Source organism: Streptomyces sp. GS7 (assembly GCF_009834125.1).
Lineage (GTDB): Bacteria > Actinomycetota > Actinomycetes > Streptomycetales > Streptomycetaceae > Streptomyces.
On record NZ_CP047146.1, the window covers coordinates 1,508,479 to 1,523,100 of the forward strand.

Consider the following 14,622-nt stretch of genomic DNA (forward strand, 5'->3'; position numbering starts at 1 on the left):
AGAAAGGTCGGGGGGAGGCCGGGACGGTGTCCGGGTCCCGCGCTGCGACGCCGCAAGTGCGACGAAACGGGACCGATGGACACCCGACCGTATGACCTTGTTGGCCTTGGTGACAATCTGCTGTGGCTCTCTTCATCGCGAAAGCGAACCAATCGAACGCAACCTTTTGGCCTCTCGTACCGTCTTAACAAAAATTCGGTCAGAGGGGTGGGAGGCGGGCCTCCGGTGTCCGCCGGGACGTCCGCCAGGCGATATGCCGAAGCGTCCGAAGGGGCCGCTGCCGTAGATTTGCCGCTGTACGGAATTCGTACGGCAGGATCGGCGAGCACAGGGGTATGCAGGTGGCAGGGGCAAGGCAGGACGTCGCGGACGCCCGCAGGATCGTGGTGAAGGTCGGCTCCTCCTCGCTGACCACCGCCGCCGGGGGACTGGACGCCGACCGCGTCGACGCGCTGGTGGACGTGCTGGCCAAGCACCAGGACAAGGAGATCGTGCTGGTCTCCTCCGGGGCCATCGCGGCCGGCCTCGCCCCCCTGGGCCTGGAGCGGCGCCCGCGGGACCTGGCCCGGCAGCAGGCCGCCGCCAGCGTCGGCCAGGGCCTGCTGGTCGCCCGCTACACCGCCTCCTTCGCGCGCTACGGCCGCCGGGTCGGCCAGGTGCTGCTCACGTCCGACGACACCGCCCGCCGGGCCCATTACCGCAACGCGTACCGCACCCTCGACCAGCTGCTGGCCATGGGGGCGGTGCCGATCGTCAACGAGAACGACACCGTCGCCACCGACGAGATCCGGTTCGGCGACAATGACCGGCTGGCCGCCCTGGTCGCCCATCTCGTCCGCGCCGACCTGCTGATCCTGCTGTCCGACGTGGACGGCCTCTACGACGGTGACCCGTCCACCCCGGGCACGTCCCGGATAGCGGTGGTCAGCGGTCCCAAGGACCTGGAGGGCATCTCCATCGGGAGCGTGGGCAAGGCGGGGGTCGGGACCGGCGGCATGGTCACCAAGGTCGAGGCGGCCCGGATCGCCGCGGCGGCCGGCATCCCCGTCGTGCTGACCTCCGCCGTGCACGCCGGGGACGCGCTGGCCGGCGGCACCACCGGCACCCACTTCCTGCGCACCGGCCGCCGCTCCGCCGACCGGCTGCTGTGGCTGGCGCACGCCTCCGCGCCGCGCGGCGCACTAGTACTGGACGACGGGGCGGTGCGGGCCGTCGTCGAGCGGCGCTCCTCGCTGCTGCCGGCCGGAATCGCCTCCGTCGAGGGGGAGTTCTCCGCCGGCGACCCGGTCGAGCTGCGGGCCACCGACGGCCGTGCGGTCGCCCGCGGGGTCGTCAACTTCGACGCCCGGGAAATCCCTCGATTGATTGGCCGTTCGACCCGGGATCTGGCCCGCGAACTCGGACCGGCGTATGAGCGCGAGGTCGTGCACCGCGACGACCTGGTGCTCCTGCACCACTGAGGCGGCCCGTCCGGGACCGGCCCGCACCGGCCTTTCCAAGGGCACCTTCGGCAAAACGCCCCCGCGACGGGCCGCGGACTGGTCAACTTTGTTGCGGGGCGCCGTAGGGGAGCGGCGCCCGCAGCGCGCGAGCGCAGACGCCGAAGAACGACCGCACCAGTCGGCTCCGCACCCCCGGGGGCGGAGCGATTCGCATCACAGGAGGCCGCCGGTGAGACGAGGGCGCCCAGGGGCACCGCCCCGAGGGACGGCGGAGCGCACCCTGACCAGCGTCGGGACCGGCGGCGAAGCCGCCCGGCCGGCGGACGACCGGTGTGTGGAGCGGGACGGGACCGCGCAGCCGGCACCGGACAGCGAGCGCCGCGAGGCGTCCCGGCTGTGGCACATCACCCTCAGCGTCTCGGGCGCGGAGGCTCCGCTGAAGGAGGTCCGGCGGTCGCTGGAGCAACTCGCCCACGACCATCCCTTCCTGCTGACCAGCCGCTACGCCAACGACCACGCGGAGATCCGCTACTGGGAGGAGGCCCGGGACCTGCACGACGCCGCCGCGGTCGCCCTGCGGTTGTGGGGCGAGCACCGCTCGACGGCCAAGCTGCCGCCGTGGGAGATCGTCGGCCTGGAGGTCATCGACCGGGAGACCTACCACCAGCGCGTCGCCGAGGGCTACGGCCCGCCGCCGGCGTCACCGGTCGGGGTCCATCCCTACTAGGGCCTGCCCGACGGGTCATGCCCGGGTCCGCGGGGTTTTCCCCAGCCCCGTTCCACCGGTGATACCGGTGTCCCGCTCTGTGGAATGCGGCGTGGCCGTGGCCCGCGGCGGCGCTAGGCTGCGGCCATGACCAGCAGTGCATCGCAGTCCTCGCCCGTCCTCGACACCGCCCGCCGCGCCAAGGAAGCCGCCGCCGTCCTGGCGCCGCTGCCGCGCACGGCCCGTGACGGGGCGCTGCTCGCCATCGCCGACGCGCTGGTGGCGCACACCGACGCGATCGTGGCCGCCAACGCCCAGGACGTCGAGAAGGCCAGGGCCGCCGGCACCTCAAGCTCGATCGTGGACCGGCTCACCCTCACCGCCGAGCGGATCGCGGCCATCGCCGACGACGTCCGCAAGGTCGTGGCGCTGCCCGACCCGGTGGGTGAGGTGGTGCGCGGCTCGACCCTGCCCAACGGCCTCGACCTGCGCCAGGTCCGGGTCCCGCTCGGTGTGATCGGGATCATCTACGAGGCCCGGCCCAACGTGACGGTGGACGCCGCCGCGCTCTGCCTGAAGTCCGGCAACGCCGTACTGCTCCGCGGTTCGTCCTCCGCCTACGCCTCCAACAGCGCGCTGGTGGACGTGCTGCGCGGCGCCGTGGAGAGCGCCGGGCTGCCGGCCGACGCGGTGCAGCTGGTGCCCGGGGAGAGCCGGGACTCGGTGCGCGAGCTGATGCGCGCCCGCGGCCTGGTCGACGTGCTGATCCCGCGCGGCGGCGCCGCCCTGATCCGCACGGTCGTCGAGGAGTCCACCGTCCCGGTCATCGAGACCGGCACCGGTAACTGCCACGTGTACGTCGACGAGGCCGCCGACCTCGACATGGCGATCGACATCCTCGTCAACTCCAAGGCGCAGCGTCCCAGCGTCTGCAACGCCGCCGAGACGGTGCTGGTGCACGCCGGGATCGCCGAGAAGTTCCTGCCGCGCGCCCTGGAGGCGCTGACCCAGGCCGGTGTCGTGGTGCACGGCGACGCGGCCTGGCAGCAGGCCGGCCCCGGCCTGGTCGCCCCGGCCACCGACGAGGACTGGGCGACGGAGTACCTCTCGTACGACATCGCGGCGGCCGTGGTGCCGGACCTGGACGCGGCGGTGGCGCACATCCGGCGCTGGACCTCGGGCCACACCGAGGCCATCGTCACGGGCTCGCAGGCGGCCGCTCGCCGATTCACCCAGTTGGTGGATTCCACGACCGTCGCGGTCAACGCCTCGACCCGCTTCACCGACGGCGGCCAGTTCGGCTTCGGCGCCGAGATCGGCATCTCCACCCAGAAGCTGCACGCCCGTGGCCCCATGGGTCTTCCGGAGCTGACGTCCACCAAGTACATCGTCACGGGCGACGGCCACACCCGCTGAACCGCCCCGCGGACGGCCCCGTTCCGCGCGCTGTTCGGTCGCTCCGGTCTCTGCCCAAACGGTCCGGCCGGGGCTACCCTGGACGGGTGCCGGACGACGTGGGGGGCACGCCGTTCCCGGACGGCGAGGAGCCCGACGAGCACCACCACGGGAGCCACGGAAAAGCGGACGAGGACTTCGCTTCCGTGGTCTTTGACGAGGAATTCGTACGGGCCGCGACGATCCACGAACCCTCGGCGGTCGAGCGGATGCTGGCCGCGGCCGAGGCGCGCGCGGAGGCCGAGGCGGCGGCCCGCCCGGGGCCCGGGTTCGGGCCGGACGGCGACGACTTCGACCACCCGGCGCCCGGCGGCCACCGGGCCTACGACGACGGATATCCGTCCGACGGCCCGTACGGCCCCTACGGCGGGTCCCTGCGCCCGTACCGCGGGAGCGCTCGCTGGCACCGCCCCATGGCCTGGGTGCTCGCCGTGGTGATGGGCATCGGGCTGGTGGCGCTGGCCTTCAGCGCCGTCTACCGCGGGGTCGCCGGCCGCCCCCAGAACCCGGCGACGCCGGCCCGCACCAGCGGCGTGGACGCACCGGCCACCGGCACCCCTCCCACCGGCGGCGCGAACACCGTGCACACGCCCCGCCCCGGCCTGCCACCGCCCGCATCCGCGGTGCCGCAGCGCCCGTCGTCCTCCGCCGTGCCCCGGCCGCAATGACGTGAAGTTGTGGCGGCTCCCGGCGTTTACCTTCGCCTCGGCAGACCTACCCTTGTTGTATGAGCGGGCCTGGTGACCCTCCCGAAGGGACGCCCGACGGCGCCCCGGGAGGCGGTGACGACGAGTACCGATCCGTTGTCTTCGACGAGTCGTTCGTGCGCGCTGCACGCCTGCAGGAATTCTCCGCCGACGAGCGGCTCGGCGAGCACCATTCACCGGCCGTACGGACCCGCCACGCATGGTTGCGGCTGGGCGGCTCCCGCCAGGCGGTCCTTTTGGTGCTGCTGATCGTGCTGGCCTTCGGCACCGCCGTCTACATGGGCATACGCCACCCGTACAAGGCCCCGGAGCCGGTCCGGGCGCAGCCGCTGCGGTCCGCGGTGGTGCCGCTGGCGCCGCCCGGGACCGTACCGGGCGCGACCCCCGCCGACCTCTTCGCGCACAGCCCGGCGGCGGACTTCCGGATCGGCGCGGCGGGCGTCAACCTCCCCGACGTCGAGCGCAGCGCGCACTTCTCGGACGGCCAGATCGTCACCGCGCTGACCATCGCCAAGGACTACATCGTCCGCTCGTCGGTGGACCCGGCCACCCTCACCGGCGAGTCCGTACGCCCGGTGCGGCTGCTGCTGGACACCGGCCAACTCGACCAGTTCGACCGGAGCATGGCGCGCCCCGACGACAACGGCCGCTATGCGGCGACCGGCTGGCTGGTCCGCTTCGATCCGAAGCAGACCGAGCTCGCCGACCGCAACGTCCGGGTCAACGGCACGCTGACCGCGGCGGAGTTGAGCCAGGACGCGCTGGACGTCACCGCCGACTACACCTTCGTCTACGCCGTACGGCCGGTCGCCGGCGCTCCGCAGGACGCCGCCGCGGGGCAGCGGACCGGCACGCCGACGCCGGGCGCCGCCTCGCTGTTCACCGTCCGGCGCGAGATGCACTTCCGGCTCAGCCGCGACGACCTCAACGACCACCGCCTGGAAGTGCTCCAGAGCAGCCTCCAGGCAGGGCCGCTGTCCTGCTCGTCCAACCCGGCCGACGTGCTGCGTCCGCTGCTCGCGGGGCAGCACGCCGGCACCGACCGTCCCGCCGGCACCGACCCCTTCGCCACCGGCCGGCCCAACGCCTCCGTCTGCGGCGAGCTTTCGGCTACTTCCCAGCCGAACCCGAGCCATCCGATCCGTTAGCCCCACCGGAGCCCTCGGAGCGCGAGCCGAAGACCGTGTCGCGCAGCTTGCCGCCCAGGTCGCCCGCACCGCCCGCGATGTCGCGGACCAGGCCCATCAGCGGGTCCTTGCTGTTGCGCACCGACTCGGCGTAGTGCGAGGCGGAGTCCTTGAACGAGTCGGAGACCGACGCGTCCTTGTCCTCGTCGCGGCGCGGGTAGTGGCCGTCCATGATGCGCTGGTAGTCGCGGCTCTCCGCCCACTTCTTCAGCTCGGCCGCCCGCACGGTGGTGAACGGGTGGCTGCGCGGGAGGAGGTTGAGGATCTTCAGCACGGAGTCCCGCAGATCGCCGCCGGCCTCGTACTCCTCGGCCTGCTTGAGGAACGCGTCCACGTTCATCTCGTGCAGGTGGTTGCCGCCGGCCAGCTTCATCAGGCCGCGCATCGACGCCTGCAGGTCCTGGCCCACCAACAGGCCGGCGCGGTCCGCGGACAGCTCCGACTTGCGGAACCACTCGCGCAGCGCCGTCACGATCGCCATGACCGCGACATTGCCCAGCGGGATCCACGCGACCTTCATCGCCAGGTTCGTCAGGAACAGCAGGATGGTGCGGTACACCGCGTGCCCGGAGAGGGCGTGGCCCACCTCGTGGCCGATGACCGCCCGCATCTCCTCCTCGTCGAGGAGCTCGACGAGGCCGGTCGAGACCACGATGATCGGCTCGTCCAGGCCGATGCACATGGCGTTGGGCTGCGGGTCCTGGTTGACGTACATCGGCGGGACCTTCTCCAGGTCCAGGATGTGGCAGGCGTCCCGCAGCATGTCGTTGAGGTGGGCGAACTGCTGCTCGCCGACCCGGACCGAGTCCGACAGGAAGAGCAGCCGCAGGCTGCGCTCCGGCAACAAGCCGCTGAGCGTCTTGAAGACGGTGTCGAACCCGCTCAGCTTGCGCAGCGCGACCAGCGCCGAGCGGTCCGCCGGGTGCTCGTAGGACCGCGACGAGATACCGGGGAACCGCCTGCGGTCCCGGCTCGGTACGTTGGCGCTGCCGTCTGGGCTCTCCGTCATTGGGGCCTCCCCCTGTTCGACTGCGTGTGTTCAGCCTAGAGGACGCCACTGACAGCGGAATGGATGCTCGGGCGTACGCTGGCGAGCGCACCGAACGACCGACCAGGCCGCCACAATAGGGAGCCACCGCCATGCCGCATCCGACCCTGCTGCTCGCCGCCGCCGAGGAGACCTCCAGGGGAGGCGGCCCCGGCTGGCTCCTGCGTACCGTGATCATCGTCGGCGTCGTGGGCGCCGCGCTGCTCGCGTGGTTCCTGCTGCGCGGCTACGGCAACCAGGACTGAGGACCGGCCACGGGCACCCCCGGGACCAGCGCCGACGCCGCCCGGGCGGCGTCGGGTGGAGTCGGCGTGAGCCCCCGGTGACGTGGCGCTTACGATGTGGCGGAAGCCTCTGTCCGAAACCCGCCCGGATTGGTCCTGCCAACGATGAGTCTGCACTCCACCGCACAGTCCCTGGTCACCCTCGCCGAAGGCGGGATGAAGGGTGGCAACCACGACAGCCTCAACCCGTTCATCACCGGCGGCGGCGCCCTTTTCATCCTGCTTCTCCTGCTCTGGATCACCACCCGTTTCAACCGCGACCACTGAGCCCGAACACCCGGCCCCCGGCAACGCGTCTGGCCAAGTAGGGTCTGCACGCATGGGAGAGCACACAGGACCCGTGAAGCGGCGACTCGGAGTGATGGGCGGCACGTTCGACCCGATCCATCACGGACACCTGGTCGCCGCAAGCGAGGTGGCCAGCCAGTTCCACCTCGACGAGGTCATCTTTGTGCCCACGGGGCAGCCGTGGCAGAAGAGCCACAAGAAGGTGTCCCCGGCCGAGGACCGCTATCTGATGACGGTCATCGCGACCGCGTCGAACCCGCAGTTCTCCGTCAGCCGCATCGACATCGACCGCGGCGGCAAGACGTACACGATAGACACGCTGCGTGATCTGCGCGCGGAACACCAGGACGCGGACCTGTTCTTCATCACCGGCGCCGACGCGCTCAGCCAGATCCTGACCTGGCACGATGCCGCGGAGCTGGTCTCGCTCGCCCACTTCATCGGGGTGACCCGGCCCGGCCACGTCCTCGCGGACCCCGGGCTGCCCGAGGGAGCGGTGTCGCTCGTCGAGGTGCCCGCGCTGGCCATCTCCTCGACCGACTGCCGGGCGCGCGTCGCCCAGGGGGATCCGGTCTGGTACCTGGTACCGGACGGTGTGGTGCGCTACATCGACAAGAAGCAGCTGTACCGCGACGATCGCTGACGGGGCTGACGGAAAGGGGTACCGGTGAGTGACCGACACGATCCGTACGGTCCGCAGGACCCGTATGCCCACGACCCGTATGCCCACGGGCAGGGTCGGGGACAGCAGAGCCACACCTACGACGCCTACGGCCGGCCGGTGCACCAGGAGGCACCGCAGCCGTCGTACGAGCAGCAGCACTACGACCCCTACGGGCAGCCGGCCCAGCAGACCGCGCCGCCGGTCCACGACGGCTACGACCCCTACGGCGCGCAGCCCGGCCAGGGCGGGCAGCCGTACCAGGCGCAGCCGGAGTACGGCTATGAGTACGGCGGCGGGCAGGTGCAGCAGCAGCCCGGCTACCCCCAGCAGTACGACCCGTACGCGCAGCCGCAGCAGCAGCCGCACCGGCCCCACCAGGGCGAGTGGATCCCGCAGCAGGCGCCGCAGCCGGCCTACGAGCAGGTCCCCGAGCAGTTCTCCTACGGAGAGCAGCACGCCGGGGCGCCGCAGCGGAGCCCCGAGGCGCCGGCCGCGCCGGCCGGCACCGAGAAGGCCGAGCGCGCCGGAGCGGAGTCCGCGGCGCCCGACTACGGCACCGAGCAGTTCTCGTTCATCGAGGAGCCGGACGAGGACTCCGAGGACGTCATCGACTGGCTGAAGTTCACCGAGAGCCGCACCGAGCGGCGCGAGGAGGCCAAGCGGCGCGGGCGCAGCCGGATCGTCGCGCTGTCGGTCGTGCTGGCCCTCCTCGTGGCCGGCGGGGTCGGCTACCTGTGGTGGGCCGGCAAACTGCCGGGGCTCTCCGGCGCGGGCGGCGCCACCGACACGGCGGCCGGCGCGCAGAAGCGCGACGTCCTCGTCGTGAACCTGCGGGACATCAAGACCGGCAACAGCTCCACGGCCCTCCTCGTGGACAACGAGACCACCCACAAGGGCACCACCCTCCTGCTGCCCAACAACCTCATCGTCAGCAAGGACGACGGCACCACCACGACGCTCGGCAAGTCCGTCAAGGACGACGGCACCGACCCGACACGGGAGTCCCTCAACACCCTCCTGGGCGCCGACCTCAAGGCCAGCTGGCGACTGGACACCCCCTATCTGGAGAACCTGGTCGAGACGGTCGGCGGCATCACCCTCGACACCGACACCGCCGTACCGGGCGCCAAGAAGGACGACTCCCCGCTGGTCAAGCAGGGCTCCGCCCAGACCCTCAACGGGCAGGCGGCCGTCGCCTACGCCACCTACCAGGGGCCCGGCGAGAGCGAGACCAAGCAGCTGGCGCGGTTCGGGCAGGTCATGCAGGCCACCCTCAAGAAGGTCTCCAGCGACGCGGACGGCGCCACCGCCACCGTGAAGACGCTCCTCCAGGTGCTCGACCCGCCGCTCACCGAGGCCCAGCTGGGCAGCTCGCTGGCCCAGCGGGCGGAGCTGGCGAAGACCGGCGCCTACACCACCACGACGCTGCCCGTGCAGGCCGACGGGACGCTCAGCCCGTCCGCGGCGGCCGGTGTCGTCAAGGACGTCCTGGGCGGCACGGTCAAGAAGACCGCCTCCGGCACGACCCCCCGGGTCGCGGTCCGCAACGCCTCCGGCGAGAAGGCCGCCACCGGCAAGGCGCAGGTCGCCCTCCTCAACGGCGGCTACACCTTCGTCGACGGCGGCAGCGACACCACGGCCGCCACCTCCCAGGTGACGTACGCGGACGCCGCACAGAAGGCGAAGGCCGCCGAGGTCGCCAAGACGCTGGGCCTCCCGGCCGGCGCGGTCACGCAGGGCAAGGTCGCCTCGAACGCGGACATCGGCGTCGTCCTGGGCCAGGACTACAAGGGCTGACCTGGTCGAACACCGGCACCGACCGGCGGGCCCGAAAAGCCCGCCGGGAGTGTCGGTGGTCCGTGAGACCCTTGAGGGGTACCTGACCGCTGATCCGACCGACCGGCGGGCCGCGGCGCGCCCCGGCTCCGCCGCGCGCCCAGTGCCCCGGCCGGAGAAGCACCCCCCGACCCGGAAAGCCGCTTGTGACCGCCACGGACCGCTCCATCGAGCTCATCAACGCCGCCGCTCTGGCAGCGGCCGACAAGCTCGCGCACGACATCATCGCGTACGACGTCAGTGACGTCCTCTCGATCACCGACGCCTTCCTGCTGGCCTCCGCGCCCAGCGACCGCCAGGTCAAGGCGATCGTCGACGAGATCGAGGAACGACTCAACAAGGACCTCGGCGCCAAGCCGGTCCGCCGCGAGGGCGACCGGGAAGCGCGCTGGGTGCTGCTCGACTACGTCGACATCGTCATCCACGTCCAGCACAGCGAGGAGCGGGTCTACTACGCGCTCGAACGCCTGTGGAAGGACTGCCCCGAACTCGACCTCCCCGAGGAGGCCAAGGCCACCCGTGGCAAGGCCGCCGCGCACGCCGAGGCCACCGCGGGCCACGAGGACGGAGATCTGCTCTGAACGGCACCAAGGGCGGCCGGGGCCGCCGCGTCGTCCTGTGGCGCCACGGCCAGACGGCCTGGAATCTGGAGCGCCGCTTCCAGGGCTCGACGGACATCGAGCTGACCGAGACCGGCCTCGCCCAGGCGCGGCGCTCGGCCCGGCTGCTCGCCGCCCTGAGGCCGGACGCCATCATCGCGTCCGATCTGCGCCGGGCGGCGGCGACCGCCGACGAGCTGGCCGCCCTGACCCGTCTCGACGTGACGCACGACCCGGCGCTGCGGGAGACCTACGCGGGCTCCTGGCAGGGCCTGACGCACGACGAGATCCTGGCGCAGTACGGCGAGCAGTACACCGCCTGGAAGCGCGGTGAGCCGGTGCGCCGCGGTGGCGGCGAACTGGAGACCGAGGTCGCCGACCGGGCCGCCCCGGTGGTGCTCAACCACGCCGACAAGCTGCCCGACGAGGGCACCCTGGTCGTCGTCAGCCACGGCGGCACGATCCGCACCACCATCGGGCGGATGCTCGGACTGGACTCCCACTACTGGGAGAGCCTGGGCGGCCTGTCGAACTGCTGCTGGTCCGTCCTCGGCGAAGGCGCCCGCGGCTGGCGGCTGCTGGAGCACAACGCCGGCACCCTCCCGGAGCCGGTGCTCGGCGACGACGCCTGAGCCCCCGGAGCGGGGGCGGCCCTCCGGATTTCACATCCGGGCAGGTCGCAGGCTAAAGTTCTTCTTGTTCGCGGCGCCGCCGGGGGAAACCCGGAGGGGCGGAACAAGACCCGGGGCTATAGCTCAGTTGGTAGAGCGCCTGCATGGCATGCAGGAGGTCAGGAGTTCAATTCTCCTTAGCTCCACAACCCGGAAGATCCCGTCTCCAGCAGGAGGCGGGATCTTCGCGTTACGGCGCCCGGCTCGGCTGCGCGCTTCGGGCCGCGGGCCCGGGAGTTGGCGCGCACCGCCGGTCAGCGCAGCGACGACGCGGCCCAGCTGCCCTCCCCCTGCCCCTCCCACTTCCGCTCCAGCTCCGCCACGACCTCGGAGGTGGGCCGCCGATGCGCCGGGCAGCCGAGGACCGGGTCATGGACCGTGCGCAGCACCGCCGTCAGCCTGCGGCTCTCCTCGTCGGCCGGGGTGTAGACCACGATCCGGGTCTCGGGGACCGCGCCCACCACCAGCGACGTCGATACCAGCCGCACCTCGCCGACCGAGGCGTGCCGGATCACCTTCATGCGGCGGGCGTGCGGCGCGACATCCCCGCCCGCCCACAGGCGCGCGAACTCCTCACTGGTCCCTGAAGCCGGGCGATCAGCGGGCACCCTCACCTCAGGGACGCCGCCGGCACCCCGTCAACTCCACCTGCCATGAAAGGCGATGGCACTGACAACGCCGCCGCGTTGGCGTCCGTGCGCCGGGAGGACGCGGCGGATGCGAGCGGGCTGGTGGTGACCGTCAACCAGGTCGGACTGCTGCTGGGAACGTCGCTTTTCGGGACGGCCTTCCTGAATCGGCTGGCGGCTGAGGGGGCGGCCGGCGCGGCGCGGGCTCTGTGGGGGAGCGTTCTCGCGCTGGCCGGCGCGGCGGTGTGCGGCTGGGCCGCCGGGGTGGCGGGACGGCGGTCCTGACCCGGTGGGCGGTCCGTGGCAGAATCGGACGGCGCCGCCAGAGGAGGAGAGATCGCGATGCCCACGAGCATCCTTGAGGAGGTCAACGACCTCCTCGACGTGGCCGAGGCGCAGGGTTATGACTGGCTGCCGGAATACGTGCTCCGCTTCACCTGCCCTGTCGACGGTCCGGCTTCCGCGTGCGGTGGTGAGGGTTCCGCTCTCCAGTGCCCCGCGTGCGGTTCCTCCCACGTCGCCCAGGTGCTGGGCGACAACGGGGGGATTTCCTTCGTCTGTACGGCCTGCGGCCACAGTTGGAGCTGATGGATGGGCGCCCACAGCAGGAAATGCGACTGGTGCGGCAGCGGTACGCCGATCGTCCGGGACATGGAACCGGTCAACGCCGACTACCAGTACTGGTGCGAGGAATGCGCCCGCGCCCTGGTCATAAAGGGCGACCCCATCGAGACCTACCGGGAACTCGAGGGGGAGCCGATCTACGGCCGGCTGCTGGACGAGCACTGCACGCTGAAACGGTTCTATTCGTTCGCCACGGCGTGAGTTACGGCGTGAGTTGGGGCCCGTCGGCCGGGCCGCGTACTCCCGCCACGCGGTCGTTTCCGGGCGGTGCCGGTCAGCGGTGAACACTTTCGATCGTCTTCGGTGAGTCGGAACTCCCGCGGAGCGGCTGCGCGTTCCCGCAGTACGAGCCGCCGCCGGAATCGGCCGCGGCGGCACGGTATAGCGTGACGGGGGCGGATATGACGGACAGGGAAGAACGCGCATCGTGCCGGTGTACGGCGCGCTGTGGGCCCGGTTGTCCGGGGCGCGCGGGCCGGGCCGCCTGTAGCGCCCGTGGTGTCGTCGAGGTCCAGGGGATCGTCACGGCCCAAGGGGGCGTCAAAGCCCGTGGGGTCGGCGCGGGCCGGAGTGAGCGACGGTCAACTGCGGGGCGGGCGCGGCGGCTTCAGATATCGCCGGCGACCGCGGCCTGACGGGGGCCGGTGCCGGTGCCGTCGCCGCCACTGTCCGCGCCGGTGTCGCCGGGACCGCCGGCACCGCCGCGGGCGTCGCGCCGGGTGAGCCGCCGCAGTCGGACCGCGGCAAGTGCCAGCAGCGTCAGCCCGGCGAGCGGGTAGACGGCGGAGAGCAGCATCTGGCCGCCGTTCTGGTGCAGTTCCGCGTGCTGGTGCCAGCGGTGCGGTACCCACCACAGCGCGAACGAGCAGAACATCAGCCCCATCACGGCGGTCACCGCCCACCAGCGGCGCGCGGCGGCGCCGGTGTTCTCCAGGGCCTCGGAGCCGAGCAGGATCAGCATCGGGACGCCCCACACCCAGTGGTGGGACCAGGAGATCGGGCTGACCAGCAGGGCGGTCGCGGCGCAGGCGAGGGTCGCCCAGGAGCGCTGGCCGCGCAGCAGCGACCCGGCGGCCAGGGCCAGCCCGGCTGCCGCGGTCAGGGCGGCCAGGGCCAACCAGGCGGTGCCCGGGGTGTCGGTGTGCAGCAGCCGGGCCAGGGCGCCGCGCAGCGACTGGTTCGCGGTGATCTCCACCTCACCGACCCGGTCGGCGGCGAACACGATCTGCGTCCAGAAGCGGTGCGAGTCGCGCGGTAGCGCGATCGCGGAGAGGAGGACGGTGGCGCAGAACGTCCCGGTGGCGACCGCGGCCTGCCGCAGCCAGGGGTTCCAGGCGGCGCGCCGGTCCGCGCCGGAGCGGAGCATCCGGCCGGCGCGGACCGCACCGGCCAGGGCGAGGAAGACGACGAAGAGCGCCGGGGTCAGCTTGATGCCGGCCGCGATCCCGATGCCTATGCCCGCCCAGCGGTTGCCGTCCCGGCGCGTCAGGTCCCACAGCACCATGACGGCGAGCAGCAGGTTGATCTGGCCGTAGCGCAGCGTCGTCCAGACCGGCTCGCACCACACCAGCAGCGCGGAGAGCGCCAGCGTGGCCGCGGGCCGGGGCAGCCGCCGGGGCCGTCCGACCAGGCGCAGGGAGAGGTGGACGACGGCGACGAGCAGGACGAGGTTGCCGGCGGTGGCGAGGGTGCGCATCGTCCCGACGCCGAAGAAGGTCAGAGGTATGAACAGCAGCGCGGCGAAGGGCGGATAGGTGTTGGGCAGATGCGCGGAGGTGGCCACCATGTCGTAGAGGTCCTCGCCGTTGCGGGCGGTCCAGCCCTCGGCGCGGTAGACCATGAGGTCGATCATCGACACATGCGCCAGGCGCTGGACGACCCAGAAGGCGGCGAAGGAGACCAGGCAGGCCAGTGCCGCCACGAGGGTCGGGTGGCGGCGGACGGCGCCCACGAGGGGGCGCGGACCGCGGGGGTCGGTGGGCGCTTCCAGCTCCGGCGCGGTCACGGCGTACGGGCTCCCTGGACGAATCGGGCACGGCTCGCCGACAGTACCTCGGGTCCCGCCGGAGGGCCCTCGGGGGCGCTGCGGCCCGAAGGGCCTCGTCCAGGGGCGGTGGTCGGGTGACGGGCGGGCGATTTGGCAGAAGGCGGGGAGGTCCGTGTAATGTAGGCGATGCCGCAGCGGGGAGCCGGAAGGAAACCGCAGCGGAACAAGGCCTGGGGCTATAGCTCAGTTGGTAGAGCGCCTGCATGGCATGCAGGAGGTCAGGAGTTCAATTCTCCTTAGCTCCACAGAAGACAGAGCGGGTCGTCCGATGCGGACGGCCCGCTCTGCTGCGTGTTGCCCGGGGACGGCGTCCAGGGCGGGGACGTTTCTCCAAGGTTGCGCTGATATCCGGTCATCGAGGCGTCCGCCAGGGCGAGTTGGGCGTCCCCTCAGACGTCATTCCTACCCGGACATTGCCGTTCCTTGGTCTCTTCT

17 protein-coding genes and 2 tRNA genes are annotated in these 14,622 nt (G+C 72.0%); 16 read left to right on the top strand and 3 right to left on the bottom strand.

The annotated features are described in order from the left end of the window. The first annotated feature begins 335 nt into the window (after window positions 1–335). From proB to GR130_RS06335, 5 genes are all read left to right on the top strand, one after another. Entirely contained in the window at window positions 336–1,460 is a 1,125-nt protein-coding gene (gene proB / locus GR130_RS06315; protein WP_201304810.1) for a glutamate 5-kinase, read from the top strand. A 211-nt stretch (window positions 1,461–1,671) separates the two neighbouring features. Continuing rightward, window positions 1,672–2,169, top strand: a complete 498-nt coding sequence (locus GR130_RS06320; RefSeq protein WP_159503789.1) for a hypothetical protein — start codon at window positions 1,672–1,674, stop codon at window positions 2,167–2,169. 126 nt (window positions 2,170–2,295) lie between these two features. Further along, window positions 2,296–3,564: a glutamate-5-semialdehyde dehydrogenase gene (locus GR130_RS06325; RefSeq protein WP_159503790.1), complete on the top strand. Its 1,269-nt coding sequence runs from the start codon at window positions 2,296–2,298 to the stop codon at window positions 3,562–3,564. An 86-nt stretch (window positions 3,565–3,650) separates the two neighbouring features. Then, window positions 3,651–4,271 (top strand): SCO2584 family spore wall biosynthesis protein, encoded by a 621-nt coding sequence (locus GR130_RS06330; RefSeq protein ID WP_159503791.1) that lies wholly within the window; start codon window positions 3,651–3,653, stop codon window positions 4,269–4,271. Window positions 4,272–4,330: 59 nt separating this feature from the next. Continuing rightward, window positions 4,331–5,458, top strand: coding sequence for an SCO2583 family membrane protein (locus GR130_RS06335; protein WP_159503792.1), 1,128 nt, complete (start codon window positions 4,331–4,333; stop codon window positions 5,456–5,458). Here the strand turns inward: GR130_RS06335 and GR130_RS06340 are convergent. Next, the gene (locus tag GR130_RS06340; RefSeq protein ID WP_159503793.1) at window positions 5,421–6,506 is read right to left on the bottom strand and encodes a M48 family metallopeptidase; all 1,086 of its coding nucleotides are present in this window, start codon (window positions 6,504–6,506) and stop codon (window positions 5,421–5,423) included. The two genes, GR130_RS06335 and GR130_RS06340, sit on opposite strands and share 38 nt — an antisense overlap. A 131-nt stretch (window positions 6,507–6,637) precedes the next feature. Here GR130_RS06340 and GR130_RS39675 point away from each other — a divergent pair, with 131 nt between their 5' ends. From GR130_RS39675 to GR130_RS06365, 7 genes are all read left to right on the top strand, one after another. Next, a complete protein-coding gene (locus GR130_RS39675) occupies window positions 6,638–6,790 on the top strand; it encodes a hypothetical protein (RefSeq protein ID WP_201304811.1) in 153 nt (50 codons plus the stop codon). Window positions 6,791–6,934: 144 nt separating this feature from the next. Then, window positions 6,935–7,096: a hypothetical protein gene (locus GR130_RS39680; RefSeq protein ID WP_189299227.1), complete on the top strand. Its 162-nt coding sequence runs from the start codon at window positions 6,935–6,937 to the stop codon at window positions 7,094–7,096. Between the two features lie 52 nt (window positions 7,097–7,148). Continuing rightward, complete coding sequence (gene nadD / locus GR130_RS06345; RefSeq protein ID WP_159503794.1) at window positions 7,149–7,760, top strand: nicotinate-nucleotide adenylyltransferase; 612 nt, start codon at window positions 7,149–7,151, stop codon at window positions 7,758–7,760. A 24-nt stretch (window positions 7,761–7,784) separates the two neighbouring features. Next, window positions 7,785–9,578: an LCP family protein gene (locus tag GR130_RS06350; RefSeq protein ID WP_159503795.1), complete on the top strand. Its 1,794-nt coding sequence runs from the start codon at window positions 7,785–7,787 to the stop codon at window positions 9,576–9,578. Window positions 9,579–9,763: 185 nt separating this feature from the next. After that, a complete protein-coding gene (rsfS, locus tag GR130_RS06355; RefSeq protein WP_159503796.1) occupies window positions 9,764–10,198 on the top strand; it encodes a ribosome silencing factor in 435 nt (144 codons plus the stop codon). Continuing rightward, the gene (locus GR130_RS06360) at window positions 10,195–10,848 is read left to right on the top strand and encodes a histidine phosphatase family protein (protein ID WP_159509787.1); all 654 of its coding nucleotides are present in this window, start codon (window positions 10,195–10,197) and stop codon (window positions 10,846–10,848) included. The genes rsfS and GR130_RS06360 overlap by 4 nt, the downstream gene beginning before the upstream one ends. A gap of 112 nt (window positions 10,849–10,960) precedes the next feature. Continuing rightward, window positions 10,961–11,033 (top strand) — tRNA-Ala (locus tag GR130_RS06365). Window positions 11,034–11,141: 108 nt separating this feature from the next. Here GR130_RS06365 and GR130_RS06370 read toward each other — a convergent pair. Then, on the bottom strand, window positions 11,142–11,495 hold the full coding sequence (locus GR130_RS06370) for an MmyB family transcriptional regulator (protein WP_236572850.1): 354 nt from the start codon (window positions 11,493–11,495) through the stop codon (window positions 11,142–11,144). Window positions 11,496–11,540: 45 nt separating this feature from the next. On the opposite strand from GR130_RS06370, the gene GR130_RS06375 reads away from it, so the two are divergent. The 3 genes from GR130_RS06375 to GR130_RS06385 are packed head-to-tail and all read left to right on the top strand — an operon-like array spanning window position 11,541 to window position 12,341. Continuing rightward, window positions 11,541–11,801 carry a hypothetical protein gene (locus tag GR130_RS06375; RefSeq protein ID WP_159503798.1) on the top strand — a complete coding sequence of 87 codons (261 nt, stop codon included), beginning with the start codon at window positions 11,541–11,543 and terminating at the stop codon, window positions 11,799–11,801. 57 nt (window positions 11,802–11,858) lie between these two features. After that, complete coding sequence (locus tag GR130_RS06380; protein WP_159503799.1) at window positions 11,859–12,104, top strand: hypothetical protein; 246 nt, start codon at window positions 11,859–11,861, stop codon at window positions 12,102–12,104. Window positions 12,105–12,107: 3 nt separating this feature from the next. Then, window positions 12,108–12,341, top strand: coding sequence for a hypothetical protein (locus GR130_RS06385; RefSeq protein WP_018538025.1), 234 nt, complete (start codon window positions 12,108–12,110; stop codon window positions 12,339–12,341). Between the two features lie 406 nt (window positions 12,342–12,747). Here GR130_RS06385 and GR130_RS06390 read toward each other — a convergent pair whose 3' ends face one another. Then, window positions 12,748–14,145 carry a glycosyltransferase 87 family protein gene (locus GR130_RS06390; RefSeq protein WP_159503800.1) on the bottom strand — a complete coding sequence of 466 codons (1,398 nt, stop codon included), beginning with the start codon at window positions 14,143–14,145 and terminating at the stop codon, window positions 12,748–12,750. Window positions 14,146–14,359: 214 nt separating this feature from the next. Here GR130_RS06390 and GR130_RS06395 point away from each other — a divergent pair. After that, a tRNA-Ala gene (locus tag GR130_RS06395) sits at window positions 14,360–14,432 on the top strand. Window positions 14,433–14,622: the final 190 nt, after the last annotated feature.